Raw genomic sequence first — 24,179 nt, 5'->3', positions numbered from 1 at the left:
ATCGAAGGGATATTTTTATTTGTTTATGAAAAGAGCAAGCTATATAATCGTTTTACTACTATTATCAATGCCGGGGTTCGCCCAGACATTTATTCAAAACATCAGTTCCAGAAGCGTTTTAAGTCTGAACGGCCGCTGGAATTATATTATCGATCCATATGAAAATGGCTATTATGACTACCGGAGAGAAGCATTTGATCAGTCGAAGAGCGGCAAAGGAGGGTATTATGATGATAAAAAACAGGATGATAAGTCAGAACTGATCGAATACGACTTTGATCACTCGCCGACGCTGAACGTACCCGGTGACTGGAGTTCACAGGTTGAAAAGCTGGAGCTTTATGAAGGGACTGTCTGGTACCGTAATAAGTTTACTTTCGAGCCTAAAGCGGGCAAGCGGTATTTCCTTTACTTCGGAGCTGTAAATTATGAATCTCATGTGTACCTGAACGGTAAAAAGCTGGGAATGCATAAGGGAGGCTTCACTCCGTTTCAGTTTGATGTAACCTCTGAGTTAAAGAAAGGAGAAAACTCGGTAGTAGTTAAAGCTGATAATACCCGTAAAAAGGAGGAGGTGCCAACTATTAACACCGACTGGTGGAATTACGGAGGGATCACCCGGGATGTCTTTATCGCGGAAACTCCTGAATCTTTTATTTCTGACTACAAAATACAGCTGGCAAAAGGCAGCTTAACACAAATAGACGGATTTGTTCAATTGTCGGCACCGGGTGCAGGGCAGACAGTGAAGGTCTCCATCCCTGAAGCGGGTATAGAAAAAACAGTAAAGACGGATGCTTCGGGCCGGGCACAATTAAATGTGAGCCTTCCTGCTGGTAAAATAATTTTCTGGTCTCCTGAAACCCCTAAGCTTTATACTGTCTCCGTTCAGGCAGCGACTGATAAAATTACAGACCGGATCGGCTTCAGGAGCGTTATTACGCGCGGAAAGGATATTCTTCTGAACGGAAAGTCTGTATTTCTTAGAGGGATTTCCATTCATGATGAGAATCCTTTGATACCAGGACGAGCAAGGTCGGAGGGTGATCTTAAAATGCTCCTGAGCTGGGCAAAAGAACTGAACTGCAACTTTGTGCGCCTGGCGCATTATCCTCATAATGAGAAAATGCTAAAGCTTGCGGATGAGATGGGACTTCTTGTATGGGCGGAAGTACCTGTATACTGGACAATTGAATGGGATAATCCGGATACTTACCGGAATGCAGAAAGTCAGTTGAACACACTTATCACAAGGGACAAAAACCGTGCAAGTGTGATCATCTGGTCAGTCGGCAACGAGACTCCGCTAAGCGATTCGAGATATAAATTTATGAGCAGCCTGATTTCCCATGTCCGGGCTACGGATAATACCAGGTTAGTAGGCGCTGCCCTGGAAGTACACCGGGTAGGTACAGAAGTGGTAGTAGACGACTCACTCGGGGAGAAACTGGATGTTACGAGCTTTAATGAGTATGGTGCGTGGTACTGGGGAGGCACACCTAAAGAACTGAGCAAATATCATTTTAATATTAAGTACGATAAGCCGGTGATTATAACCGAGTTTGGAGGAGATGCTTTAGCGGGATTCCACGGAGATGAAGACACCCGCTGGACGGAAGAATACCAGGAAGCGCTTTATAAGGCGCAATTGCGTATGCTGAGCACTGTCGATGGCCTCAGAGGAATGACCCCCTGGATCCTTGCCGATTTTAAATCGCCAAGAAGGCCGCATCCTGTATACCAGAATTTCTTTAACAGGAAGGGGCTTTACTCCGATACCGGTGTAAAGAAAAAGGCATTCTACGTCCTGAAAAAGTTCTATGATGAGAAGGAAAATCAATACAAGGGAAGCCATGTTAACACGGGGAAGTAAATACCTTTTAGCACTTTGCCTGGTATCTGTTCAGGCTTTTGCACAGGACACTACAGAATATACTCTCCGGGTTGCTGCGAGAAAAGGAATTAATCATAAGGACGGATCAAATGCTTTTACGGAATATAAGGAGTATCCAACCCGCACGGTTGCGCAATTGAAGGGATTTCTCCCTTCAACCGTCAGGCTAAGCAAGTATGGCGGCAGGACGGATAAGAAAACGAAAGCAACCGGGTTCTTTTATATTAAAAAGATTGACGGCCGCTGGTGGGCAGTGGACCCTGAAGGTTACTACTTCCTGCATAATGCACTCAATGCCGTCAGTATGGGTGCCTCCGACAGGAACAAACAGGCGCTGAAGGGTAAGTTTGGAGATGAGAACAATTGGATCAGGAGGACTCAGGAGATACTTACTTCTAATGGTTTTAACGGGGCAGGAGCGTGGTCAAATGTTTCGTTGATCAGAAAGTCGGCCTTGCAGAATAAAAAGCCTCTGGCTTATACGATTAATCTCGACTGGATGAGCGGCTATGGTAAGGAACGCGGAGGTACCTTCCAGGTTCCCGGGCACAGGGGATATCCCAATAATGTGATTTTCCTCTTTGATCCTGCCTTTGAGACTTATTGTGAAAAGCAGGCAAAGACACTCTTGCAATATAAGGATGACAAGAACTTATTTGGTTACTTTTCGGACAACGAGATGCCCCTGGGCCTGAAAAACCTTGACGGATACCTGACCCTGAAGGACCAGAATGATCCCGGATATAAGGCTGCCAAGAAATGGATAGATGACAAGGGAATCAGCGCTGATCAGATTACGGATGAGCACCGGGCGCAGTTTCTCGAATATTCTTCTGAAAGGTATTTTTCAATTGTAGCAAAGGCGATCAGGAAGTACGACCCTAATCACCTGTATCTGGGATGCCGCTTTTACGGCAGTCAGCGAAATTATCCGGAGTTGTTCAGGGCTGCAGGAAAATACGCTGATGTTATCTCGATCAATTACTACAACAACTGGACTCCTCAGAAGGACTTCATGCGAAAATGGGAAGAGTGGTCGGGAAAGCCTTTTATCGTGACTGAATGGTATGTAAAGGCGGATGATTCAGGGCTTGGAAACACTGCCGGTGCAGGCTGGATTGTGAAAACGCAGGCCGACAGAGGACTGTTCTATCAGAACTTCGTCCTGGGACTTATTGAATCAGGCAACTGTGTTGGGTGGCACTGGTTTAAGTACATGGATAACGACCCCACTCAAAAAGGGGCAGAGCCTTCGAATACAAACGCCAATAAAGGTATTGTCGATAATAATTATAATCTCTACCAGCCGCTGGTAGAGAAAATGAAGGAGCTGAATTTCCAGATGTACAATCTGGCCGATTTCTTTAGTAACCGGAAACAAAGATGAGAAGATTAAGAATTATCCTGGCAGTGGTGACTCTGCTGACAGGTTTAAATTGCTCTAAAAGTGATGAGGCGAAGAAAGCTGAACCTCCTGTTCCTGATCCTCCTGCAACGGAAGAGACCTCCCTCCGGAAGGCACTGCCATTTCCTTTCGGTGCTGCTGTGAACATCAATCTGCTAAAAACCCGGGTCGCTTACCGGGATTTGGTTGTGAGGGAATATAACAGTCTGACTCCAGAGAATGCAATGAAGGCATCGGTTATTCATCCTCAGCAAAATACCTATAACTGGGCGGATGCTGATTATCTGGTGGATTTTGCGAAGCAAAATAACAAAAGGGTACACGGACATACGCTGATCTGGTACAAGTCGCTCCCTTCGTGGATCACAGAGTTTCAAGGGGATGCAGCTGCCTGGGATAATCTTTTCAAAACCCATATTCAAACAATTGTTACCCATTTCAAAGGAAAAGTTGCTTCCTGGGACGTAGTCAATGAAGCAATTGCCGACGACGGGACATTGCGTCCCTGCATCTGGCTTGAAAAGATAGGACCTGATTACATTGCCAAAGCTTTTCAGTATGCTCACGAAGCGGACCCGGATGCTCTTTTATTCTATAACGATTATGGACATGAATATGGCCCTACAAAAAGAGGCGCAATACTTGATCTGATCAACGATCTTAAGAACCGCCATATTCCTGTTCATGGCATAGGTCTGCAGATGCATACCAGATATAACATGGCAGATAATAACCTGGCCAATGCCATTAATACCGTTGCGCAAACGGGCTTGAAGATTCATATTGCCGAACTGGATATTGCGATAAACCCTGACAATCTTCAGGCTTTGACATTTTCGCCTGCACTGGCAGAACAACAGTCTCAGAAATATAAGTTTATCGTGAAAACGTATAATGCTCTCCCTGCAAACCAGAAGTTCGGTATTACTACCTGGAATGTCGGGGATGCAGACAGCTGGATCCCGGGTACATACAATCGTCCTGACTGGCCTCTGCCTTTCGACGGTGACTATAAGAAGAAGCCGGCTTACCAGGGGATTTTGGATGGGGTAAAATAGGATATCAAAAAAAAGTTAGTGCGACCAATGCCGCGCATGAAATTACCACTGTCGCTTTTGTATCTGCAAAAGCGGCTTTTTCATAGTATAGGGCTTGTTTTTAACATTGTTAAAAGTTGTTAATCGGCTGGTTTTTAGGAATTAAAAAACGATTTTTACCGCGTGAATCAGTTATGCTTGTTCCTTAAAACATAGAATATGAATAAATATATCCTTATTTTTTTCTCCTTTATTGTTGTCTCTACTGCGCTTAAAGCACAGGATTCAACAAAAGTTACCTATGGAATCAAACTGGGGATTAATACTAACAGCACTACCCGTTCCAGTTCTTTGGGAGAGGTGAATCCTCCCAAAATGAAGGGACTAAAGTCTTATAGTGTCACCGTTGTAGTGGATATTCCGCTTACAGCGGCCTTGTCTGTGCAACCAGCCGTTGAGTTTACAAAGAAGGGGCAGGTAAAGAAGCCGTATAATTCAGATTCGGAGCAGAAAAGCAAAGTCAATTATATTCAACTGCCTGTTGATCTGGTGTATAAGTATAAGAATATTTTCGTTGGTGCCGGAGGATATGCTTCTGTTGCATTGAGCGGAACCTACGAGGCTGGTTCTGCAAAGCAAGACATGAAATTCGGCAGTACTTATGTGAGCGCAACAAGCAAACAGAATGACAACTGGGAAAAGTATGATTATGGCCTGAATACTTATCTTGGATACAAGATTAAGAAGTTTACAATCAGCATTAATTACGAAATCGGGCTGAAAGATATAGATCCGAATCCTTACTACAAATCAAAAAACAGGGTAGGGTCCCTGGATGTTGGCTTCTCCTTTTAAAGAAGGAGTGTAAATTTATTGCTTTTCACTGCACAAATGAATTTTTGTAAAACAAGATAGCGATAATAGCACTTATAAGCCTGGTTTGGATATAAAGCATAAAAGTATTTATTCGGAGATTTTAAGAGAAGACCGCGACATTTATTTGTATGAGAATTCCTCAGCGGGAAGTTCGGTCAAAGATCATTCACCTGGTTACGGCCTGATTGTTCTGGACGGTCAGGATCTGCTTCAGCTTGTTACCGGGGAGCTGAAAGAGGTAGCGGGAGAGGAGAATGTAGTGGTAGTCGGATTGGGAAATAAGGGATCCAGAGTAAGGGATTATACGCCTACCTCCGTTTCGGAATCACCTTTTCTCGATAAGGAATCGCTTGCCAGTACCGGCGGCGGCAATTTGTTTGCACAGTATCTTGAGAAGGAACTGTGTCCCTGGTTACATCAAACGTATCCAAAAATTAAAAAGTGGGGTATTGCCGGTCATTCCCTTGGGGGACTGGAAGTGGTGAATATCCTGCTAAAGCAAATGTATTTGTTTCAATATTATATTTGCATCGAACCCAGTCTTTGGTATGACGAACATAATCTTCTTGATGAGGCAAAGCTGCTTCTGGCCGATGACAGATACAATCATGTCTGCTTCTTTCTGGCGGTAGCAGATAGTGTGGGCAAGCATCTTTCCGTGCCGGAGATCAGGGAAGACCACAGCAAAAAGGGAGATATCATACGGCCAAATATTGAATTTGCAGACTATCTTAAGGGACTGAAGGACAAGATCTATTTTCAGTGGAAGTATTATCCCGAAGAAAATCACTTTTCGCTACTCGAACCTGCATTCAGGGACGCATTGTTATGGATGTTCCATAAGTAGGTAGGAGCCATGCCGAAGTGCTTTTTGAAGGCATACGAGAAGTGGGACAGGTTCTCAAACCCAAGATCCTGATAGATCTCCGATACGTTCCTCTTTTTTTCTGCCAGAAGAAAAAAGGCTTCTTTCAACCGGCGTTCCTGTAACCAGCGATGTGGCGAAACATGAAAGATTTTTTGAAAGTCACGCTTGAAGGTAGCGAGACTGCGGCCGGTTAAGTAGGCGAACCTGTCGAGGGATACATTGAAATGATAATTTTGTATCATAAAAGCCTCCAGGTCTATTTTGCCGGGCTCCGTGAAATCAAATAAGACGTTCTTTACTTCCGGATTTACTTTTAAGAGCAACTGCACTGCCTCCCGCACCTTCAGGTCCATAATTATTTGTTGTTCATCCTCAGGAAGCTGCAGGTATACCAGAAGTGAATCCATATAACTTTTGTACAGAACATGGTCCCGGAGTGTTATGACAGAGTGCGCGCTGTCTTTTACCTTGTCGGGCTGAATTTTCCACTCTTCACTTAGTTTTCTAAGAGTTTCCTGATCCAGGTATACTGACAGTGATTTAAATTCCCCTTTCTCAGGAGGTTGTTTGACGAACCTGGCAAGACGGTTTCGCCGGCTCAGCCGGTAGTCTCCTTCCTTAAAAATATAGCGGTTCACTCCGTCAGTAACGGTTAAAGTCCCTGCTATCTGCAAACTAAACACGTGTTCGGGAATAAATTGTTCGCCTTCCCTGCTTCTTGCAAAATAGCAACTGTAGAGGATCTTTGATTTTTTCATTTGTCCGCTCATACCTGATTTCCAAAGTGGAGAAGCAGCAGAACTGCTGTCCCCACAATTATAGACTTTTTAAAGAATATTTATTATTCAAGAATTGCCTTTGGCTCAAGATAGGATTCGAGACCATAAACTCCATATTCCCGGCCAATTCCCGACTGCTTAAAGCCACCAAACGGAACATTTGGGTCATGACTTAATGAGTTGACTGAAACGCGACCGGCGTCGATACGCGCCGCGATGCCTTTTGCCTTTTCCGCATCACGACCTTGTATATAAGCAGCAAGACCGTACTTTGTGTCGTTTGCTATACTGACAGCTTCTTCTTCGTTACGATAAGTAATTACAGAAAGGACAGGACCGAAGATTTCTTCCCGGGCAATGCGCATCGTGTTTGATACATGAATAAAAACGGTTGGTTTTACAAAATTTCCGTCTTCCAGTCCTTCCGGTTTTCCCAGCCCACCTGTCAGTATTTCCGCACCTTCCTCCATTCCCGAGCGGATATAATCCTGAACTTTGTTGTATTGCTTTTCGTTTAGCAACGGACCTATACTGGTGTCAGAGTTACGAGGGTCGCCCACTTTGAATTGCGAAACAGCCTCTCTTAACAGCGGCTTTATTTCTTCCAGTCTTTCTTCGGGCACTAATAACCTGCTTGCGGCTATGCAGGCTTGCCCGCTGTTCATAAATGCTGCAGTAACACTCAATTTAATCACATCGGGTAGGTCAGCGTCGTTTAAAATGATGTTTGGCGATTTGCCTCCGAGTTCAAGTGTTATTCGTTTCATCGTTTCGGCGGCGTTCTTTGCAATTGTTTTCCCGGTAGCGGTTGAGCCTGTAAAGGATATTTTAGCGACGTCAGGATGCAGCGTAATCTCTTCACCCACTACTGTGCCCAGGCCTGTAACAATGTTTACAACACCTTTCGGAAGGCCTGCTTCGTGAAGGCACTGGCTGATCACCTGTGTCTGAAGGGCGCTGAATTCGCTCGGTTTGATTACTGCAGTGCAGCCCGCTGCGATGGCGGTAGACAACTTACTGCATATAAAGCTATTGCTGGCATTCCAGGGCGTGATGATACCTGCTACGCCCACCGGAGTCTGGATCACAGTAGATGTGCCAATCTTCCGGCTGAATGAATATTCCTGCAGCAAACTGATGTTAGCGCGGATCGCGCCCACAGCATTCAGGAAACTTGCCGTGGCAAATTGCTGGGGTGCTCCGTATTCGAGTACCATCACATCAATTAACTCCTGTTTATGAAAGGACACAGCCTTAGCAATCCTTTCCAGATATTCAATCCGCTCTTCTCTTGTGGTAAAACGGAATGACGCGAACGCTTCCTTCGCAGCTGCAATAGCACGCTGGGCGTCAGTGGCATCGGCCAGTATTACTTTACCTAATAATTTGCGATTTACCGGGCTCAGGAGCTCAAATGTTTCTGTTCCGTGAGGAGTTACAAATTCCCCGTTGATATAAATTTTGTCTACTGTTTGCATTTTTTGAATATTTATCTTTGAATTACGACTACAAAAGTAGCGAGGATCGGGGGCAGCAGTTTTGTTATTAAGTTCATACTGCTTTGTTATGCGGTTCAGGTTTTGCAGATCAGTTTTATTTTTTGCACATAATCTCAATTTACTTACCTTGGCCCTGGTAATCTTTTATCAATGCTTTTCTCTGTCAGCGGAAATTTTGTAGATATAGATGCTGAAAAGATCTATCCGGCAAAGGTCAATATTGTTGATGGAAAGATCAGTTCTGTTGAAAGCATCCGGGCTCCGGTTCCCGATCGGTTTATTATTCCAGGTTTTATCGATGCCCACGTTCATATCGAGAGTTCTATGCTTGTTCCTTCGGAGTTTGCGAGACTTGCAGTGGTTCATGGAACGGTTGCAACGGTAAGTGATCCGCATGAAATTGCAAACGTATGCGGAATCAGGGGCATCGAATTTATGATAGAGAACGGGAAAGACGTTCCTTTTAAATTCTGTTTCGGTGCTCCTTCATGTGTTCCTGCTACATCATTTGAAACTTCAGGTTACTCAATTGATTCAACTGATATAGAAAATCTTCTGACAAATGAAAATATAGGATATCTCACCGAGGTGATGAATTACCCCGGAGTGCTTGCGGCAGATCCTGACCTGATGAAGAAACTGGGATATGCGCAACGTCTTGATAAACCTATTGACGGACATGCGCCCGGTCTGGCAGGTGAGGACCTTCTGCAGTATGCGGCTGCGGGCATTACAACAGATCATGAGTGTTCATCGCAGAAGGAGGGCCTGGAGAAATTAAGAGCGGGAATAAAAGTGCAGATAAGAGAGGGGAGTGCAGCCAAAAATTTTGAAGCGCTTATCGGCTTGCTGGATGAGCATTCCGAAATGATGATGTTCTGCAGTGATGACAAGCATCCTGACAACCTTGTGGAGGGGCATATTAATAAACTTTGTGCGCGGGCGGTGGCGAAGGGGCTGGATCAGTTTAAAATTTTAAGGGCAGCATGCATTAACCCTGTAAAACATTATAACCTGAATGTCGGCTTATTGCGGCCGGGAGACCCTGCAGATTTTATTGTGCTGAATGATTTGAAATCATTTGAAGTGCTCGAAACTTATATTGATGGCGAGCTTGTTGCATCCGGAGGAAAGACCAGGATCCCGCATATCCCATTCAGGGAACGCCCTATAAATAACTTTAACTGTTCTGTTAAGACAGAAGCTGATTTTGGACTTCGTCAGACGGAATATCCGGCAGATGAAGAAGGATTTGTTCCTGTAATAGAGGTTTCGGACGGGCAGCTTGTTACAAGGCGCACTATGTTCAGGCCGGGTATCCAAAATGGTAATCTGCTGGGGGATACTCAGGCAGATATTTTAAAAATGGCGGTAGTGAACCGGTATTTTGATGCTCCGGTCGCGAAGGCTTTCGTAAAGAACTTTGGTTTAAAAAGCGGTGCAATTGCTTCGTCTGTAGCGCATGACAGCCACAATATAATTGTGGTCGGTGCGGATGACGAGAGCATGGCCAGGGCGGTTAATCTGCTGATAGAAAGTAAAGGAGGAATTTCCCTCGCTGATAAAGAGGACAGGTTGCTCGCGCTTCCTGTAGCCGGATTGATGTCGGCAGAAGACGGTTATGAGGTAGCAGCAAAATATTCTGAAATGGATTCGGCAGCAAAAGAACTTGGTTCCTCTCTTTCTTCACCTTATATGACCTTATCCTTTATGGCACTGCTTGTTATACCTGAGATGAAGCTGAGCGACAAAGGGCTCTTTGACGGACAACAATTCAGGTTGATCAATCCGGAATTCCGGGAACGGTCTGATTGCTTTGGGACCAGGCGAGGCAGTTAGATAGAATATTTTTCAAGCATCTCACCTGTAATCTTTGCGCTTCGTCCTGTCTTTTTGTCGATAAGAACATAATCAAACCAGCCGTCACAACACACCTTTGAGGTTTTTTTATTAAGAAGAGAAAATGTCACCCGGCAGCCTCTTTCATGTAATTCTTCAATGCCTGTTTCAACAATAAAAAAGTCACCAAGCCCCAGGGGCCTTTTGTAGTCCACATAGGCGGTTTTCACCACCCATCCATATCCAAGGGTCAGGAATTCTTCCATTGGCATCCCATAGAATTCTTCCATCTGTTCATATCTGGCTGCTAACACATAATCGAAATACTTGCTGTTGTGGACGTGATTAAACATGTCGATATCGTCAGGCCGTACTTTGAACTCTGTACGGAAGCGGCTGAATTTTTTTTCTGCACTCATGGTGCAAATGTATGATCTTCGTTGAATGTGAGGATAATTCCGGTGATTAAATCAGTCTGAAGTTTTAATATATCTGTCATGAACAGATAACCTTTTCCTTCTCTTTTTCGTACACGGAATTATATTTAAATAAACGCCAGATGAACGAGCAAAAAAAGACAATATGGGGATTCCTCAGCGGTGACGGCTTCTTCCAGCCAGTAAGGGCACTGACAATTGCAGGTTTAGAATATGCTTCCAAAACGAAAGCAGAACTTCAGGGACTTCTGGAGGAGAAAGTACAACAGGAACGTTATGAAGAATGCTGCATCATTCGTGATGAACTTTCAAGACGTAACTGACATCCGAAAACATTATATTTTCCGGTCAACTCAGCTGATAGCGGAAGGATTCTCTGCGGAAGGGAAAATCACTCATGCGTGACATCCCCTTCCTGATTAAGATATTATGATGAGTTTATCTCTCCCAAAATGCCGGAGGTTCGATACCTAGCGCCCGGAGATAAACATATCCCTGTCCGCGATGATGTATTTCATTGTCAATGAAATAGAGAATGTTGTTAATGGCCGGGAAGTTATATTCTCCAAAGAGATTATTCATTTCATGAAACTTATCCAGGGTTAAGCTGGAAAAGTGTTCGTTGATAACTTCTGTCTCCTTATCCCACTTTTTTAAAAGTTCAGTCTTGCTGCTGAACGCTTCTCCGCCCTCATTAAATGGCTTACTGATTCCAGTAGCGATCTCTGTTATCCCAGGTCCGCCTATTGCAAGTAATTCCAATATCATTTTTGCAAATGGCCGCATACCTCCGATAGAGAACTCGAATAACTCCTTTTCGGGAAAGGCTTCGATAACTCTTCTTGTTAAAGATCTGTGGCCCTGCCAGTGAACCAGAAGTTCCTGAGGATTGATAACTGTTGCTGTGATTGCTGTTTCCATTATTTGTTTGTTTTGACACTACAAATTTGCAAAAGACGAATGACAGCCGTATGTCAGCAGCTGCAATTTTTCTTATCTTAGGATCGTCAGCTTCATAGGGAAGCCGGCTAATAACATCTTACAATTAATATATGGAATTTGGTATAGGTATGTTTGGGGACTTGTCCTTCGATAAAGGAAGCGGGAAGTTTATGCCTGCGGAACAGCGCCTTGCGGAGATTGTTGAAGAGATTAAGCTTGCCGACGAGCTGGGTATTGATGTCATTGCACTTGGCGAGCATCACAGGCCCGATTATGCGATTGCTTCAACAGAAGTGGTCCTTGCAGCTGTTTCAACCGTAACAAAACGCATTAAGCTGGCGAGCGGTGTTACTGTATTGAGTTCGACAGACCCCATTAAAGTTTACCAGGATTATGCCACTCTTGACCTTCTTTCAAACGGCAGGGCGGAGATTATGGCAGGACGCGGAAGTTTTACAGAGTCATTTCCCTTATTCGGTTACGACTTATGGGACTATGATGAGTTATTTTCAGAAAAACTTGAGCTTCTGCTTACGCTCAATCAGAATGAAGAGATTACCTGGCAAGGGAAGTTCAGGGCCCCGATTAATAAACAAACAGTTTATCCGCGGCCGCTGGGAGGACGGAAATTACCGGTATGGATAGCTGTCGGAGGTACAGCTCAGTCGGTTCAGCGGGCAGGTACATTAGGCCTTCCTATGACGCTTGCCATCATTGGCGGCATGCCGGAACAGTTTTCTGATGTTGTGGAGTATTACAAAAGGGTTTATAAAGAAGCGGGCCATAACCAGGATGATTTTCAGCTGGCCGTTCATTCGCATACGTTCGTCGCTAATTCTTCCGGCACGCTGGTTTCGGATTACTATCCTGTTTACGCCGAACAGATGGACAGGGTGGGCAAAACGCGGGGCTGGCCTCCCTATACAAAGCTGCAGTTTGAAGGAGGAATGAGTCGCGACGGTGCGTTGTTTATGGGATCTCCGGAACAAGTGGCGGAGAAGATTGCCAGGTTCTCGAAGTTATTCGGACTCACCCGTTTCATTGGTCATATGGATATCGGTGCCCCCAACCATGCATCCATGATGAAATCAATAGAGCTGTACGCAACGAAAGTCGTTCCTCTTGTAAAAAAAGAGCTAGGTGAAGCGTAAACGACAAATTGCTTTTATACGCGTTTTGCATATAAAAGCAATTTATCTAAGTTTGCGGTTACACACACACACATAGACCCTTTGTTTGGGTGAGATAACCTTTAGTAAACATGATGAAAAGACTTTTTTTTGCTTTAACTCTTTCCTTTCTCGCCGGACAGTCCCTGGCTCAGAAATATTCGCTGGAAAAAATATGGGAAACCGATACTGTAGTTGCGGTACCTGAATCTGTTCTCCCTGACTATAGCAAAGGCTTTATGTTTGTATCACTTGTAGACGGGCAGCCGGCAGAGGCCGACGGGAAAGGAGGCGTAGGGAAACTGTCGCTCGGGGGAAAGATCATTAATATGGAATGGATTACCGGGCTGAATGCACCGAAAGGGCTTGGCCGGTACAAAAACAGGCTGTATGTGGCAGATTTAACCGAAGTCGTAATAATTGATATTAATAAAGGAAAGATCGAAAAGAAAGTCCCGGTAAACGGGGCCGTCGGACTGAATGATGTTACTGTGGATAATGCAGGGATTGTGTATGTGTCAGACTCAAGAAAAGGTAAAGTTCATATGATAAAGGATGACGTGGCTACGCTTTACCTCGAGAATTTAGGTGGAGTAAACGGGTTGAAGTCCATTGGGAATGAACTGTATATGCTTGCCGGGAAATCCTTCGTGAAAGCTGATGCAAACAGGAAAATCACAAACATCACGACGTTGGATGTAGGAGGAGATGGACTGGAGCCCGTTGGTAATGGTGATTTTATCGTCACTGCATGGACAGGATATATCTGGTATGTGTACGCAAATGGAGAAAAAGAACTCCTGATGGATACGCATCTTCAGAAAAAAAATACGGCCGATATAAGTTTTGATAAAAAAAAGGGTATTCTGTATCTTCCTACCTTCTTCGGAAAGACAGTCGCAGCATATAAGTTAAAGAGCAGGTAGTCCTTCTTATTTATCTGCTGCAAGAAGCCATACCAGCGCATCCTGCATCATGGGTAAAATACTTGTTGCATGAGTTCCTCCCTGTATTGGCTTCAGCTCAATGTTTTTTGCTCCCAGTGTTGTAAACTTATTGTATGCCGATACAGAAGTCTCATAGGGAACGGCAAGATCAGCAGTGCCATGATAGAGCCTTGTAGGCGTTTTTGGAAACCAGCCGGGAAAGCTGTTAGCGTTAATCGCCTGTTTCAGCACCTTCTCTGCATCAGCATTCAGTAAAGCAGCATAAAAATTGGAGTTCAGTAATTCAGAAGGAGAATCTGTTAATTCCTGATTAATAGCGTTTCCATCCTTTGATCCGTCCAGCAGGGACGGTATCTTTCCGGCATAAGGGTCCTTGAAGAAGTCAGAAAAAGTGCGCTTCCATCCGTATGTGGAATTGTACCCATTCAGTATCATGGCAATAAAGGAAGGATCGCTGTAGGTTGGCACAGTGGCAATAGTGCTCAGCATCCCGTTTAAATCATATCCCCCCGCTCCGGCAACAACTGCCGTCAGAGATAAACCTTCAACAGGTTCCGCTTCTATTTTCTTTTCCGCCGCCAGGCTTACATATCCTCCTTCAGAATATCCCATCAGAAAAAGCCGGTTTCCCAAGGGGATTTTTTCTTTATCCAGATAGTATTTCACCGCTTTTATCATATCTGCAACCACAGATCCTGAATATTCCATGTCATAGTAGGGGTGCGGGAGGTCTTTTGAAATTCCGTAACCGATGAAATCAGGAATCAGGGTGATATAACCGACCGACGCAAGAAGTTCGAACCCGGAAAAAGCCTGCGGAGCAGGGAAGTTAGATGGAGCTGCAACATCCAGAAACATAGTGCCGTGCTGTGCGCTCATCATGGAAGGCGCAGACGGTGTGCCTTTGGGGATGCCTAGCAAACCGGAAACTTCAATCTGGCTCTCTTTGTAGTTAGTTGTATAGATGACCTTGTAAAAATCAACGTCATAATTCAGGTATGGAGAGAATGTTCCATATCCTGCCTGTGAGGCAAGCCCCTTTATTTGCGTGCTGCTTAAACTTGCTGATACAGATGCAGAAACAAAGTTTGTTTTATCGGCAGTTTCTTCATGCTTTCGGTCTTTTTTGCAGCTGGCTGTTATAAAAATGAAAAGAAGGAAGTACGCGGATAATTGAACATGGTGTTTCATTGGTGCAGATGTTAAGATATAAAATGACAGCAGAATACAGGTAAATATTGATTGCTTATACAGCTATGTTAAAGATAACTAATTAAACTGATTTCCAAGTGTGAAATTTATGGTTGTGCCTGATGTGGGAAAAATTTCTCACCTTCATTTTAAACATCCGGACACCGGGAGGGTTATCCTTTATTATTTAATATATCATGAAACTTCAATGTACTTTTGTTTGCCTTTTGTTTATTCTGGCTATCGGATTAATGGGTTGCGGTAATAATAATGGAAAAAAGCTTAAAAGTGACAAGCCGGATGGAACCGGTTTCGATACCATTACATATACGATTAAGACGATCACCCGGGATGATGATGACTGCGATTCTGTTAAGGAAAAAAACTGCCGGATTATTAATATCAGGTATCATTTTTTTGATAGTCACCCTGTACTAAATGATTCTGTTAAGTCTCTTCTTCTCGCTATATATCCTTTCGAAAGAAGCGGTTCGGCTTCGAAGCCTTCCCTTGAGGGGCAGGCTGATGAATTTATGGAGCAATACCGGAAATTCAGGAAGGAGCCTTATTCTGAAGGCAGGAGGTACGAACTGATCAGCTCAACAAAAGTACTGACCGAGTCCGGGGACCTTTTCACCATGCAGCTGGACTCTTACACCTATAGCGGGGGAGCTCATGGCGCTTCATTTACCCGCTTTTTTAATTATGATGTGAAGAGCAAGAAGATGGTTCACCTTCAGGATGTTCTTAATGAAGGCTTCAAAGACTCTCTCAACGTGATAGCGGAGCAGATCTTTAAGAAAAATGAGGGATTAGATGTAGGAAAACCGCTTCCTTCATCCGGCTATTTTTTCGAAAATGATAAATTCAGCTTAAATGACAATTATGTGTTTACCCCTCAGGGGATCATGTTTCTTTACAATCAGTATGAGATTAAACCGTATGCAGCCGGTCAGACGAAACTCCTGATCCCATATGATCTGATCAAAAAGCTGATGAAACCCGGGACCGTTCTTGATCAATTCTCTAATAGTCAAAGAAAATAATTTATACTGCTAAAACGATTTATTATATTTGTGTTGTCACGAGTACGGGTTTAGTACGAGTTTGCGTATTCTAAATTCAACCAATTAACACACAATATGATACAACGGATTCATCGCCTTTTTAGGTTTACGGTCGGAATTTCCGCTCTGATGTGCGGATTTTCCGGTATTTCTTATGCGCAAAAGCAGAGCACCGATTTTTCCCGGTATGTGAACCCCTTTATAGGAACAGCCCCGCTCACTGATTCTGCTATTTTAGGATATAAGTTGCCTGAAGGATGGCGCTCCTGGGCGGGACTCGTGTTTCCGGGCAGTGCGCTGCCCAATGCGATGGTGCAGTTAAGTCCTATCACTGAATACGGATCCGGAGCAGGTTATGAGTATGAAGATACCATGATTTACGGGTTTACCCATACTAATAAAGGGCATTGGAACCTTTGCAATATCCCTCTCTTACCGGTGTCAGGTAAAATCCATCAGGATGGTAAATTCGGTTCCGGCTTTTCCCATAAGAAGGAGAGCGCATCCCCGGCGTTCTACCAGGTGTTTCTGGATGATTATAAAGTGAATGTTAGTCTTACTTCGACCGCAAGATGCGGTTATCACCGTTACGAATACAGCAATAATAAAAACAGACAGATCCTCTTTGACCTTTCGAGGGCTAACAACAGGGTGACTGACTGGAAGATTGCTCAGGTGGATGACTTTACGGTGGAGGGATACCAGGATATCAGCGAGTACAAGATTTATTTCTATGCTAAGCTGAACGGTAAGATCCGTGAGATTAGAAAGGAAGGAGAGGGCACAGGTAAGGGAAATGCTTTGGTAAGCCTGGCTGACAATGGCAGCGGACCTGTTGACGTAAAGATCGGGATCTCCTTTGTCAGTACACAGAATGCAAAGCTAAACCTTGAGAAGGAAGTGGCCGATAAATCCTTTGACCAGGTGCTCAAAGAGGGGAAGCAAACGTGGGAAGCCTTTCTTTCGAAGATCCAGGTGACAGGCGGAACAGAAAAGCAGAAACAGCTTTTTTATTCTTCTCTCTACAGGATGGCTCTTTGGCCAACCTTACGCAGCGACGTCAACGGTGAGTATACGGACGAGAAAGGAAAAGTTGTTAAGGCTGACTTTAATTACTATACTATTCCCTCCCTGTGGGATACTTACAGGAACAAGGATGTGCTTCTTTCAATTCTTTCTCCCCGGGTAACGGTTGATATCATCAAGTCATTGAAGGATATAGGAGACAAAACGGGCTTCATTCCGACATTTTTTCATGGGGACCATGCTGCCTCATTTATAGCCGGTTCTTATTTGAGAGGATTGAATGATTTTGATGTAAAGGGAACGTATCAGTTGCTTCTCCGCAATGCAAATCTGGAGGGCGGAACACGCCCTTTCATAAAAGAGTATATCTCGAAAGGATATATTTCTGAACCGGATATCCAGTCCCCGCATGTAGAAACCAAAGCAAAAGCCGGTGTTTCAAAAACCCTCGAATATGCATATGATGATTATTCCCTTGCGCAGCTTGCTAAGAGGCTGGGTGACACGGCTAATTACAGGATACTGATGGAGCGGTCAAAAAACTATAAGAATGTTTTCGACCCTTCGACACGGTTCATGAGAGGAAAACTTGCTAATGGGGAATGGGTTAAGAACTTCAATCCGCAATATCCGTATTATGAATATATGTACAGGGAGGCAAACGCATGGCAGGTATCTTTCTTCGCTCCGCATGACATGGACGGACTGATCTCCCTGTATGGAGGCGCCGGAAACTTTGAATCAAAATTGGATTCCCTGTTTTCTGTGCCCTGGAACCCGCAATATATAGCAAGGAATGTGGAGACAATGGTCGGACAGTATTGCCATGGAAATCAGCCTGACCACGAAGCTCCCTTCGCATATTATTTTATCGGGAAACCCGAAAAATCACAGAAGATGGTTGATTATATCCTGAACAATCTGTACGGGATAGGCGATGACGGATTAACCCTTTGCGGAATGGATGATGCAGGAGAAATGTCTTCCTGGTATGTTTTCAGTGCTCTGGGATTGTATCCCTATTGTGCTGCAGATCCTGAATACATGGTTTTGGTCCCTCATTTTGATGAAGTGAAGTGGAAGCTAAACAATGGCAGAACTCTTACTTTAAGAAAGGACGGGAAAGGAAGAAGAATGACGGGTCTAACTGTAGACAGAAAGGCTCATAAAGGATATTTTATCCCTCACGAGCTGTTTAATAAAGGAGGGGAGATTATAGTGAGAACTGCTGAATAGAAAAGGAAGGAATGCTGCCCGCTTAATAAAGGGAGCAGTATTCCTTCCTTTTATTTGGCATCCTGCTAATCATTATAGGTATCGATTGCTCTTTTCAGGTATCCTTTTTGTAAAGGGCCAATCAAATAACCGCCTGCTGCTAAACCTATGCCGACCATCACCGCTCCGGTTGCAAAACCGAAAGACTTGTCACTTTTGTTAATACCGGAGCCCGGAGCCTTACCAAATCCACTTTCTATCTCGCTGCTCTCTGAAAGAAGTGCTATCACTCCACCTATGACGGAAAGCCCTGCCGTTACGTACATAGCTGTTTGAGCCCTTCTTATATTCTGGTACTTTTTCAGGAACGACATGCTTTCGGGATTAGAAGCTAAGTCTATGCTCAGGTTTACGTAATTGGTTTTTTTGAGTCGGGAATAGCCAATATTGTAATAATTCTTTCTTTCTACCGAGGGCGAAGTAGAGTAGACAGCGGGGTTATGATAATTTTCCCAGTCAATCGTTCGCATTTCGAACAGGTTTAATTTCCCCTTTCGGATCCGTTCAGAAAACCTGGTTTCACCTGTAGTGTTAAACTCCTTGACATTCGCAAAGAAACCACGATTGTTGTTGACGAATTTTACCTGCCCCGCTGGGACACTTCTTGAATCAACCCAGAGGCGAAGCGATCCGGTATAATCTCTTTCAAGATCAATCCGGTTTGCGTAAATTACTGAATCAGAATAGAGAACTAGGAAGTCCCGGGATTCATCAGGTTGTGCATACGTAATGCTCCCGCATAGAGTATACAGCACGATTAAGGTCAATAAATACTTCATTTTAAGTGTGTGTTAGTATAATACTAACTTAGAAAAAATACTATGATCCAAACAAGGTTTACAATACAAAATTTTTGTAAAGAGATAGTGACAAGATTGCAGTAAATAAAAAGCCCCCAGAGGGGGCTAAAAAATTAATATCTGTTGTTACTGTACCCAGACCTGTTCCCTCCGCCGCGGTTAAAGCCGCCGCCACGGTTGTTGCCCCCTTCAGGACCTTTATCGTCTTTAGCTTCAGCTACAAAGATGGTATTGCCGTAATAATCTCCTCCGTTCATATTGGCAATTGCTTCTTTAGCTTCAGCTACATTCGGCATTTCTACGAATCCAAATCCGCGGCTTTGTCCGGTCTCCCGGTCTTTAATAATTCTCAGCGATTTAACTTGTCCGAAGTCGCCGAATACTTCTCTTAATTCAGACTCTTCTACCTGAAGCGGGAGTCCTTTAATAAAAATTTTCATTAATTAATATATTGAAATTGGTAATAAGCCTCTTCTTGTTGCCCTTTAACTGAAGCTCCGGTCTTATTACGCGGGGGTACTGCTTGTTGAATTAACCGGAGTTAATTATGTTGAAATCTACTTGTTATAAAATAAGAAGCCGGAATTAAATGATTCCGGCTCCTTACACGATTAATCTATATAGTATTTTTTAAGCTACTTTTACATTTACCGCGTTAGGACCTTTACGGCCTTGCTCTACTTCATACTCAACAGTATCATTCTGACGAATGTTGTCAATGAGGCCTGAAGAATGAACAAAGATTTCGCTGCCTCCATTGTGAGGTGTGATAAAACCGAAACCTTTGGTTTCATTAAAAAATTTTACTGTTCCTTTTTGCATTATTTTAAAAAATTATATTGTTTATAAAGGTAACTCATTTTATTGACAAATGGTTTAAATTTTTATAAAAAAGAATGCAAGGGCCAAATAAGGATACTGCCATGACTTCGGTAACATATTTAAGCGGCATTAATAGCTTTATTGTACCTGCTCCTGTATTCCAGTGGTGATAGTCCTGTTATTTTCCTGAAAATTGTCCTGAATGCTTTCGGGTCGGTATATCCGGTTTTGTACATCACTTCGTTCACATTTTCCCGGAGTGATTCGAGGCTCATTTTCGCTGCTTCGATCCTGACTCTCTGTACGTACTCCAATACAGTATTGGACGTAGCCTTTTTAAACCGGCGCTCAAGGTGCCGGCGGCTGATCGCAAATATCGACGCCAGCTGATCTACTGTGATCTTCTCATGGTAATGGTTTTCGATAAAGATCTGCGTCTTTTTTATCACTTCGTCATGGTGTTCTTTTTGGCCCTTAAAAATGATAAAAGGCGACTGGCTGCTCCTCTCAATGTCTATCTCAAAGACTTTTGATGATAACAGAGCCATTTCCCTGCCCGCAAACTTCTCAACCAGGTAGAGGATCAGGTTAAGAGAAGAATATGCTCCGCCGCTGGTATAGATACCGGCTTCATCTGTAATGATCTTATAGGCCTGGAGATTCACCTCCGGAAACATTGACCTGAATTCATCAGCCATTAACCAGTGAGTAGTACAAACCTTTCCGTTAAGTAAACCTGTAGAGGCAAGGATGAATGCTCCTATACACAGGGAAACTATTTCTGCTCCCTGGCCGTATTGCCTGGTAAGCCATGGTATCAGCTCCCGGTTGTCAGTGAGTACTTTATTCACGTCACCATGCACCGCCGGAATAATAATGAGGTTCGTCGCATCCACATCTTTGATCGTCAACCCGGCTTTAACAGAGAAAAGTCCGTTTGTCAGGCTCGTTTCTTTGTTCAATCCGGCAAGTTGAACGGTAAACAACGGTTTTTTTCCGGATGCCGTCAATGCTTCGTTCACTTTGTTGAACATCTTATAGGTTGCCTCGATGTTACTCAGGCTTGTTTCTCCTTCAGGTATCAGTATGGTGACGTGTTTCATATCTTAAACTAAGATAGTATTTTATAGACAATTCCGCGAAACAACCTGAACGCAAATCACCCTCTTTTTGAATCAGGATACATTCAGGTATTCGTTTTGTTTAATAATTTTTTATGTTTACAAAAAAAACACCTTTAGATATGAACAAAAACACAAGGATCTACCTGTCTTTTGCTATTGCTATGGCATTGTGCATTTCTTTGAACTCATGTAAATCGAAGAAAGCTGTTGTGAAACCAACTCCCGCTCCGGCAGTGAAGGAAGAGGTGCCCCCAGTTGAACAGACTCAAACGGCGCCCGCAGAAAAGGAAGAAGAACCGGCTCCTGTTGAAAAGCCGGATCTTAACTTTAAAAACATCCAGTTTGAATTTAACTCGGTGGTATTGAAGACAGGGGCTTACGAAATTTTAGAAAAAGCTTCACGCGAAATAAAAAAAGCTCCTTCCGCTAAGTTCATCTTAAACGGGCATTCATCAGAAGAAGGCAGCTCTTCACACAACATGTCATTGTCAGTAGACCGTGCCAATGCTGTAAAGACCTATCTTGTAAATGCTGGCATTGATGCAGCCAACCTGAGCGTAAAAGGTTTTGGCGAAACCAAACCAATTGCCTCCAACAGTAATGAAGAAGGGCGGGCATTAAACCGTCGCGTGGAAATTCAGCTTGTAAAATAACAATATGAAGGAAATCAGAACCGTAAACGTTATGCGATATGTGACTCCCTTAAGGGAGGGAGGATCGCTGCCGGCTTTGGCAGAGGCTGACGACGGATTTCTGTATGTACTTAAATTCAGGGGAGCGGGTCAGGGTGTAAAAGCTCTGATCGCTGAACTGATTGGAGGTGAAATAGCGCGAACGGCGGGTTTAAAAATCCCTGAGATTGTATTTGCGAATCTTGACGAAGCTTTTGGGCGCACTGAACCAGATGAAGAAATTCAGGATCTGCTTAAGTTCAGCACCGGGTTGAACCTAGCTTTGCACTACCTTTCCGGTGCCATTACCTTTGATCCGGTAGTAAATAAGCCGGACGGGTTGCTTGCTTCGAAGATTGTCTGGCTCGATTGTCTGCTTACAAATGTCGACCGTACTGCGCGCAACGCCAATATGCTTATGTGGCATAAAGAATTGTGGCTGATTGATCATGGCGCCTCTCTCTATTTTCACCATAGCTGGGATAATTGGGAAGAACAGGCTCTGAGGCCCTTTTCGCAGGTTAAAGATCATGTTCTGCTGCCTTTAGCTTCGCAGCTTGAAGACGCCGACCTGTTTTTCAGGTCTTTGCTGAGCAAGGAAAAGATCAATTCCATTGTGTCCCTGATTCCTGACGAATGGCTTACTCTTCATTCTCCCGACGAACCGGCTGATGTAATCCGGGACGTATATGCCCGCTTTTTAGAACATCGTATCGACTCTTCCGAAATTTTTGTAAACGAAGCGCAAAATGCAAGAAAACTACTTATTTGAGTATGCCGTGATCCGCATAGTGCCGAGGGTTGAAAGGGAAGAGTTCATCAACTCCGGTGTGATCCTGTTTTGCGCCAGGAAAAAGTTTCTGAAATGTCTTTGTGTCGTAAATGAAAAGCGGTTGGAAGTGTTTACCAATGATACGGATTTCAAGGAATTAAGGGAACATTTGAAGTCCTTTGCGGATATTTGCTCGGGTAGTAAGGCCGCCGGCCCTATAGCCAGTTTAGATATTGCATCCCGTTTCCGCTGGCTTACTGCAACACGAAGCACCGTCATTCAATCCTCTAAAGTTCATCCTGGCTTTTGTGAAGATCCGGATGAAACTCTTCAAAAGCTCTTCAGCCAGATGGTAGAATAGGTGGATTGTCACCCAAATGTCAGGAGTTGTAAAAAGATCAATTTATTTTAGGATATATAAAAAAAGTCGTACATTTGAAATGATAAGGTTTAGGTGCCCTGATCACGCTCATCGTGACGGGGCTTTTTTGTGCGCCGGCACGGCGCACCATTCTGGCAGGTCTAAATAGTTTCTCATCATTCTTTCCCTTTCATTTTTTCATTAAGTTGATTATTTCAAATAGCGCCATATCCGTAAAAGAAGCCTCCCATATAGTTAAGAAATTAGTTTGAATCTGATTTGTATATATGCTGTCAATATCCCTAAGTTTGCTTTAGGAGAGCTAACCAACCAATTCATAATTAACGGAATAGAGCCATGAATGCCATTCTTGTTTTAACCGATTTTTCCGACTCATCTATCCACGCGGCACGTTATGCTGCGACCCTCAGCAGGGATCTCAAGCCCTTAAAGGTCATTTTATACCATTCATTTTTACCGATACATTCCCTGCTAGAAATACCGGTTCCCTCGCCGGCTTTTGAAGAATCTATCAAAGAAAAAGCACTAAATCAACTGGACGAGCTTAAAAACAGCATTCTTGATATAAATCCGGCATTGGAGATAGAAGTGACCGCCCGAAACGAAATGTCTGTGGATGCCCTGATCTCTTATATCATTCATTATCCCTTCGATATGGTGGTGATGGGGGCTACGGGAAAAGGAGCCCTGGAAAGAGCTCTTATTGGAAGTTTTACTGTTCAGATGATCCGCAATTGTACTGTTCCGCTGCTGATCATCCCGCCTCAGGCTTCTTTCCGGTCTATTAATACTATGGTATTTGCCTGCGATCTGAAGAATGTACACCATACTCCTGTAAAATCAATCAGTATGCTGGCATCTTGCTTTCATGCACATCTTCATATCCTGAGTGTAAGTGCTCCGGGTGATGAATTTAACACCAGGCTGTTATCAGAACAAAAGACACTCCATGAAATGTGGGGTAACCCGCAACCTGCATATCATTATCTCAATGATAAAGATACCGCCACCGGTATTATGAAATTTATAAAAGACAATCAGGTGGATATGGCAGTTGTCGTCCGGAAACATAGAAGGTTCTTTCAGAGTCTTTTTCATAAAAGTACATCGTGTGAACTGGCTTACCATACATGGATCCCTCTGCTTGTATTAGACGAAGACCGGCAATCTGATTCTGATTGATGATACTTAATCTTATAGATGCCAACTCTTTTAATTGAAGACTGAGTCCGGCAGGCTGCATGGTTCATCATTCATAATTTATGGCCGGCCGGAAACATGGAGGTCTCAGGATCGGTAATCCATTTGTTGCAGGTTATACTACTTTCCCTTGCAGACCAGGAGCCTGGGTCTGACA

Annotated in this window: 24 protein-coding genes; 15 read left to right on the top strand and 9 right to left on the bottom strand. The window is 43.7% G+C overall.

The window, feature by feature from the left end; all coding sequences use genetic code 11:
* The first annotated feature begins 25 nt into the window (after positions 1–25).
* From DDR33_RS04145 to DDR33_RS04125, 5 genes are all read left to right on the top strand, one after another.
* A complete protein-coding gene (locus DDR33_RS04145; protein WP_109414490.1) occupies positions 26–1,873 on the top strand; it encodes a glycoside hydrolase family 2 protein in 1,848 nt (615 codons plus the stop codon).
* Positions 1,821–3,281: a hypothetical protein gene (locus DDR33_RS04140; protein WP_202913646.1), complete on the top strand. Its 1,461-nt coding sequence runs from the start codon at positions 1,821–1,823 to the stop codon at positions 3,279–3,281. The genes DDR33_RS04145 and DDR33_RS04140 overlap by 53 nt, the downstream gene beginning before the upstream one ends.
* Positions 3,278–4,357, top strand: a complete 1,080-nt coding sequence (locus tag DDR33_RS04135) for an endo-1,4-beta-xylanase (RefSeq protein WP_109414489.1) — start codon at positions 3,278–3,280, stop codon at positions 4,355–4,357. The genes DDR33_RS04140 and DDR33_RS04135 overlap by 4 nt, the downstream gene beginning before the upstream one ends.
* A 198-nt stretch (positions 4,358–4,555) precedes the next feature.
* Complete coding sequence (locus DDR33_RS04130) at positions 4,556–5,191, top strand: porin family protein (RefSeq protein ID WP_109414488.1); 636 nt, start codon at positions 4,556–4,558, stop codon at positions 5,189–5,191.
* A gap of 85 nt (positions 5,192–5,276) precedes the next feature.
* A complete protein-coding gene (locus tag DDR33_RS04125; RefSeq protein ID WP_158280628.1) occupies positions 5,277–6,059 on the top strand; it encodes an alpha/beta hydrolase in 783 nt (260 codons plus the stop codon).
* Here the strand turns inward: DDR33_RS04125 and DDR33_RS04120 are convergent.
* Complete coding sequence (locus tag DDR33_RS04120; protein WP_202913645.1) at positions 5,999–6,838, bottom strand: helix-turn-helix domain-containing protein; 840 nt, start codon at positions 6,836–6,838, stop codon at positions 5,999–6,001. The genes DDR33_RS04125 and DDR33_RS04120 overlap by 61 nt on opposite strands.
* A gap of 83 nt (positions 6,839–6,921) precedes the next feature.
* Entirely contained in the window at positions 6,922–8,337 is a 1,416-nt protein-coding gene (locus DDR33_RS04115; protein WP_109414485.1) for an aldehyde dehydrogenase family protein, read from the bottom strand.
* Positions 8,338–8,508: 171 nt separating this feature from the next.
* Here DDR33_RS04115 and ade point away from each other — a divergent pair, with 171 nt between their 5' ends.
* Entirely contained in the window at positions 8,509–10,197 is a 1,689-nt protein-coding gene (gene ade, locus DDR33_RS04110; RefSeq protein WP_109414484.1) for an adenine deaminase, read from the top strand.
* Here the strand turns inward: ade and DDR33_RS04105 are convergent.
* Positions 10,194–10,616, bottom strand: a complete 423-nt coding sequence (locus DDR33_RS04105; protein ID WP_109414483.1) for an acyl-CoA thioesterase — start codon at positions 10,614–10,616, stop codon at positions 10,194–10,196. The genes ade and DDR33_RS04105 overlap by 4 nt on opposite strands.
* A 140-nt stretch (positions 10,617–10,756) precedes the next feature.
* Between DDR33_RS04105 and DDR33_RS04100 the strand changes: the two genes are divergently transcribed.
* Positions 10,757–10,957 carry a hypothetical protein gene (locus tag DDR33_RS04100; protein ID WP_109414482.1) on the top strand — a complete coding sequence of 67 codons (201 nt, stop codon included), beginning with the start codon at positions 10,757–10,759 and terminating at the stop codon, positions 10,955–10,957.
* Positions 10,958–11,072: 115 nt separating this feature from the next.
* Here DDR33_RS04100 and DDR33_RS04095 read toward each other — a convergent pair whose 3' ends face one another.
* A complete protein-coding gene (locus DDR33_RS04095) occupies positions 11,073–11,555 on the bottom strand; it encodes a DinB family protein (RefSeq protein WP_109414481.1) in 483 nt (160 codons plus the stop codon).
* 131 nt (positions 11,556–11,686) lie between these two features.
* On the opposite strand from DDR33_RS04095, the gene DDR33_RS04090 reads away from it, so the two are divergent.
* Both DDR33_RS04090 and DDR33_RS04085 read left to right on the top strand, forming a co-directional pair.
* Positions 11,687–12,727, top strand: coding sequence for an LLM class flavin-dependent oxidoreductase (locus tag DDR33_RS04090; protein WP_109414480.1), 1,041 nt, complete (start codon positions 11,687–11,689; stop codon positions 12,725–12,727).
* 110 nt (positions 12,728–12,837) lie between these two features.
* On the top strand, positions 12,838–13,671 hold the full coding sequence (locus DDR33_RS04085) for an NHL repeat-containing protein (protein ID WP_238387657.1): 834 nt from the start codon (positions 12,838–12,840) through the stop codon (positions 13,669–13,671).
* 6 nt (positions 13,672–13,677) lie between these two features.
* Here the strand turns inward: DDR33_RS04085 and DDR33_RS04080 are convergent, their stop codons facing one another.
* A complete protein-coding gene (locus tag DDR33_RS04080; RefSeq protein WP_109414479.1) occupies positions 13,678–14,883 on the bottom strand; it encodes an alpha/beta hydrolase family protein in 1,206 nt (401 codons plus the stop codon).
* Positions 14,884–15,080: 197 nt separating this feature from the next.
* Between DDR33_RS04080 and DDR33_RS04075 the strand changes: the two genes are divergently transcribed.
* Together DDR33_RS04075 and DDR33_RS04070 are read left to right on the top strand one after the other, a co-directional pair.
* Positions 15,081–15,929 (top strand): DUF3298 and DUF4163 domain-containing protein, encoded by an 849-nt coding sequence (locus tag DDR33_RS04075; RefSeq protein WP_109414478.1) that lies wholly within the window; start codon positions 15,081–15,083, stop codon positions 15,927–15,929.
* Between the two features lie 96 nt (positions 15,930–16,025).
* Entirely contained in the window at positions 16,026–18,212 is a 2,187-nt protein-coding gene (locus DDR33_RS04070) for a GH92 family glycosyl hydrolase (RefSeq protein ID WP_109414477.1), read from the top strand.
* Positions 18,213–18,277: 65 nt separating this feature from the next.
* On the opposite strand, the gene DDR33_RS04065 is transcribed toward DDR33_RS04070, so the two are convergent.
* The 4 genes from DDR33_RS04065 to DDR33_RS04050 all read right to left on the bottom strand — a co-directional run bounded on the left by DDR33_RS04065 (position 18,278) and on the right by DDR33_RS04050 (position 20,976).
* Positions 18,278–19,030 carry a hypothetical protein gene (locus tag DDR33_RS04065; protein ID WP_109414476.1) on the bottom strand — a complete coding sequence of 251 codons (753 nt, stop codon included), beginning with the start codon at positions 19,028–19,030 and terminating at the stop codon, positions 18,278–18,280.
* Positions 19,031–19,164: 134 nt separating this feature from the next.
* A complete protein-coding gene (locus DDR33_RS04060) occupies positions 19,165–19,491 on the bottom strand; it encodes an RNA recognition motif domain-containing protein (RefSeq protein WP_109414475.1) in 327 nt (108 codons plus the stop codon).
* A 190-nt stretch (positions 19,492–19,681) separates the two neighbouring features.
* The gene (locus DDR33_RS04055) at positions 19,682–19,873 is read right to left on the bottom strand and encodes a cold-shock protein (RefSeq protein ID WP_109414474.1); all 192 of its coding nucleotides are present in this window, start codon (positions 19,871–19,873) and stop codon (positions 19,682–19,684) included.
* Positions 19,874–19,992: 119 nt separating this feature from the next.
* Positions 19,993–20,976 (bottom strand): GlxA family transcriptional regulator, encoded by a 984-nt coding sequence (locus DDR33_RS04050; RefSeq protein ID WP_109414473.1) that lies wholly within the window; start codon positions 20,974–20,976, stop codon positions 19,993–19,995.
* Positions 20,977–21,116: 140 nt separating this feature from the next.
* Here DDR33_RS04050 and DDR33_RS04045 point away from each other — a divergent pair, with 140 nt between their 5' ends.
* The 4 genes from DDR33_RS04045 to DDR33_RS04030 all read left to right on the top strand — a co-directional run bounded on the left by DDR33_RS04045 (position 21,117) and on the right by DDR33_RS04030 (position 24,004).
* Complete coding sequence (locus DDR33_RS04045) at positions 21,117–21,650, top strand: OmpA family protein (protein WP_109414565.1); 534 nt, start codon at positions 21,117–21,119, stop codon at positions 21,648–21,650.
* A gap of 4 nt (positions 21,651–21,654) precedes the next feature.
* Positions 21,655–22,440, top strand: a complete 786-nt coding sequence (locus DDR33_RS04040; protein WP_109414472.1) for a HipA family kinase — start codon at positions 21,655–21,657, stop codon at positions 22,438–22,440.
* Complete coding sequence (locus DDR33_RS04035; protein WP_109414471.1) at positions 22,418–22,801, top strand: DUF3037 domain-containing protein; 384 nt, start codon at positions 22,418–22,420, stop codon at positions 22,799–22,801. Before DDR33_RS04040 ends, DDR33_RS04035 begins: the two co-directional genes overlap by 23 nt.
* Positions 22,802–23,158: 357 nt before the next feature.
* Positions 23,159–24,004 carry a universal stress protein gene (locus DDR33_RS04030; protein ID WP_109414470.1) on the top strand — a complete coding sequence of 282 codons (846 nt, stop codon included), beginning with the start codon at positions 23,159–23,161 and terminating at the stop codon, positions 24,002–24,004.
* The last annotated feature ends 175 nt before the right edge of the window (positions 24,005–24,179 follow it).

Origin of the sequence: Pararcticibacter amylolyticus, assembly GCF_003130405.1 — a bacterium.
GTDB lineage: Bacteria > Bacteroidota > Bacteroidia > Sphingobacteriales > Sphingobacteriaceae > Arcticibacter > Arcticibacter amylolyticus.
This window is presented reverse-complemented; position numbering and strand designations above follow the sequence as displayed.

What these genes read in the sequence shown, in the direction of transcription:
- DDR33_RS04145 (WP_109414490.1), top strand. Translation starts at nt 26, where the DNA reads ATGAAAAGAGCAAGCTATATAATCGTTTTACTACTATTATCAATGCCG.
- DDR33_RS04140 (WP_202913646.1), top strand. Translation starts at nt 1,821, where the DNA reads ATGATGAGAAGGAAAATCAATACAAGGGAAGCCATGTTAACACGGGGA.
- DDR33_RS04135 (WP_109414489.1), top strand. Translation starts at nt 3,278, where the DNA reads ATGAGAAGATTAAGAATTATCCTGGCAGTGGTGACTCTGCTGACAGGT.
- DDR33_RS04130 (WP_109414488.1), top strand. Translation starts at nt 4,556, where the DNA reads ATGAATAAATATATCCTTATTTTTTTCTCCTTTATTGTTGTCTCTACT.
- DDR33_RS04120 (WP_202913645.1), bottom strand. Translation starts at nt 6,838, where the DNA reads ATGAAAAAATCAAAGATCCTCTACAGTTGCTATTTTGCAAGAAGCAGG.
- DDR33_RS04115 (WP_109414485.1), bottom strand. Translation starts at nt 8,337, where the DNA reads ATGCAAACAGTAGACAAAATTTATATCAACGGGGAATTTGTAACTCCT.
- ade (WP_109414484.1), top strand. Translation starts at nt 8,509, where the DNA reads ATGCTTTTCTCTGTCAGCGGAAATTTTGTAGATATAGATGCTGAAAAG.
- DDR33_RS04105 (WP_109414483.1), bottom strand. Translation starts at nt 10,616, where the DNA reads ATGAGTGCAGAAAAAAAATTCAGCCGCTTCCGTACAGAGTTCAAAGTA.
- DDR33_RS04100 (WP_109414482.1), top strand. Translation starts at nt 10,757, where the DNA reads ATGAACGAGCAAAAAAAGACAATATGGGGATTCCTCAGCGGTGACGGC.
- DDR33_RS04095 (WP_109414481.1), bottom strand. Translation starts at nt 11,555, where the DNA reads ATGGAAACAGCAATCACAGCAACAGTTATCAATCCTCAGGAACTTCTG.
- DDR33_RS04090 (WP_109414480.1), top strand. Translation starts at nt 11,687, where the DNA reads ATGGAATTTGGTATAGGTATGTTTGGGGACTTGTCCTTCGATAAAGGA.
- DDR33_RS04085 (WP_238387657.1), top strand. Translation starts at nt 12,838, where the DNA reads ATGATGAAAAGACTTTTTTTTGCTTTAACTCTTTCCTTTCTCGCCGGA.
- DDR33_RS04080 (WP_109414479.1), bottom strand. Translation starts at nt 14,883, where the DNA reads ATGAAACACCATGTTCAATTATCCGCGTACTTCCTTCTTTTCATTTTT.
- DDR33_RS04075 (WP_109414478.1), top strand. Translation starts at nt 15,081, where the DNA reads ATGAAACTTCAATGTACTTTTGTTTGCCTTTTGTTTATTCTGGCTATC.
- DDR33_RS04070 (WP_109414477.1), top strand. Translation starts at nt 16,026, where the DNA reads ATGATACAACGGATTCATCGCCTTTTTAGGTTTACGGTCGGAATTTCC.
- DDR33_RS04065 (WP_109414476.1), bottom strand. Translation starts at nt 19,030, where the DNA reads ATGAAGTATTTATTGACCTTAATCGTGCTGTATACTCTATGCGGGAGC.
- DDR33_RS04060 (WP_109414475.1), bottom strand. Translation starts at nt 19,491, where the DNA reads ATGAAAATTTTTATTAAAGGACTCCCGCTTCAGGTAGAAGAGTCTGAA.
- DDR33_RS04055 (WP_109414474.1), bottom strand. Translation starts at nt 19,873, where the DNA reads ATGCAAAAAGGAACAGTAAAATTTTTTAATGAAACCAAAGGTTTCGGT.
- DDR33_RS04050 (WP_109414473.1), bottom strand. Translation starts at nt 20,976, where the DNA reads ATGAAACACGTCACCATACTGATACCTGAAGGAGAAACAAGCCTGAGT.
- DDR33_RS04045 (WP_109414565.1), top strand. Translation starts at nt 21,117, where the DNA reads ATGAACAAAAACACAAGGATCTACCTGTCTTTTGCTATTGCTATGGCA.
- DDR33_RS04040 (WP_109414472.1), top strand. Translation starts at nt 21,655, where the DNA reads ATGAAGGAAATCAGAACCGTAAACGTTATGCGATATGTGACTCCCTTA.
- DDR33_RS04035 (WP_109414471.1), top strand. Translation starts at nt 22,418, where the DNA reads ATGCAAGAAAACTACTTATTTGAGTATGCCGTGATCCGCATAGTGCCG.
- DDR33_RS04030 (WP_109414470.1), top strand. Translation starts at nt 23,159, where the DNA reads ATGAATGCCATTCTTGTTTTAACCGATTTTTCCGACTCATCTATCCAC.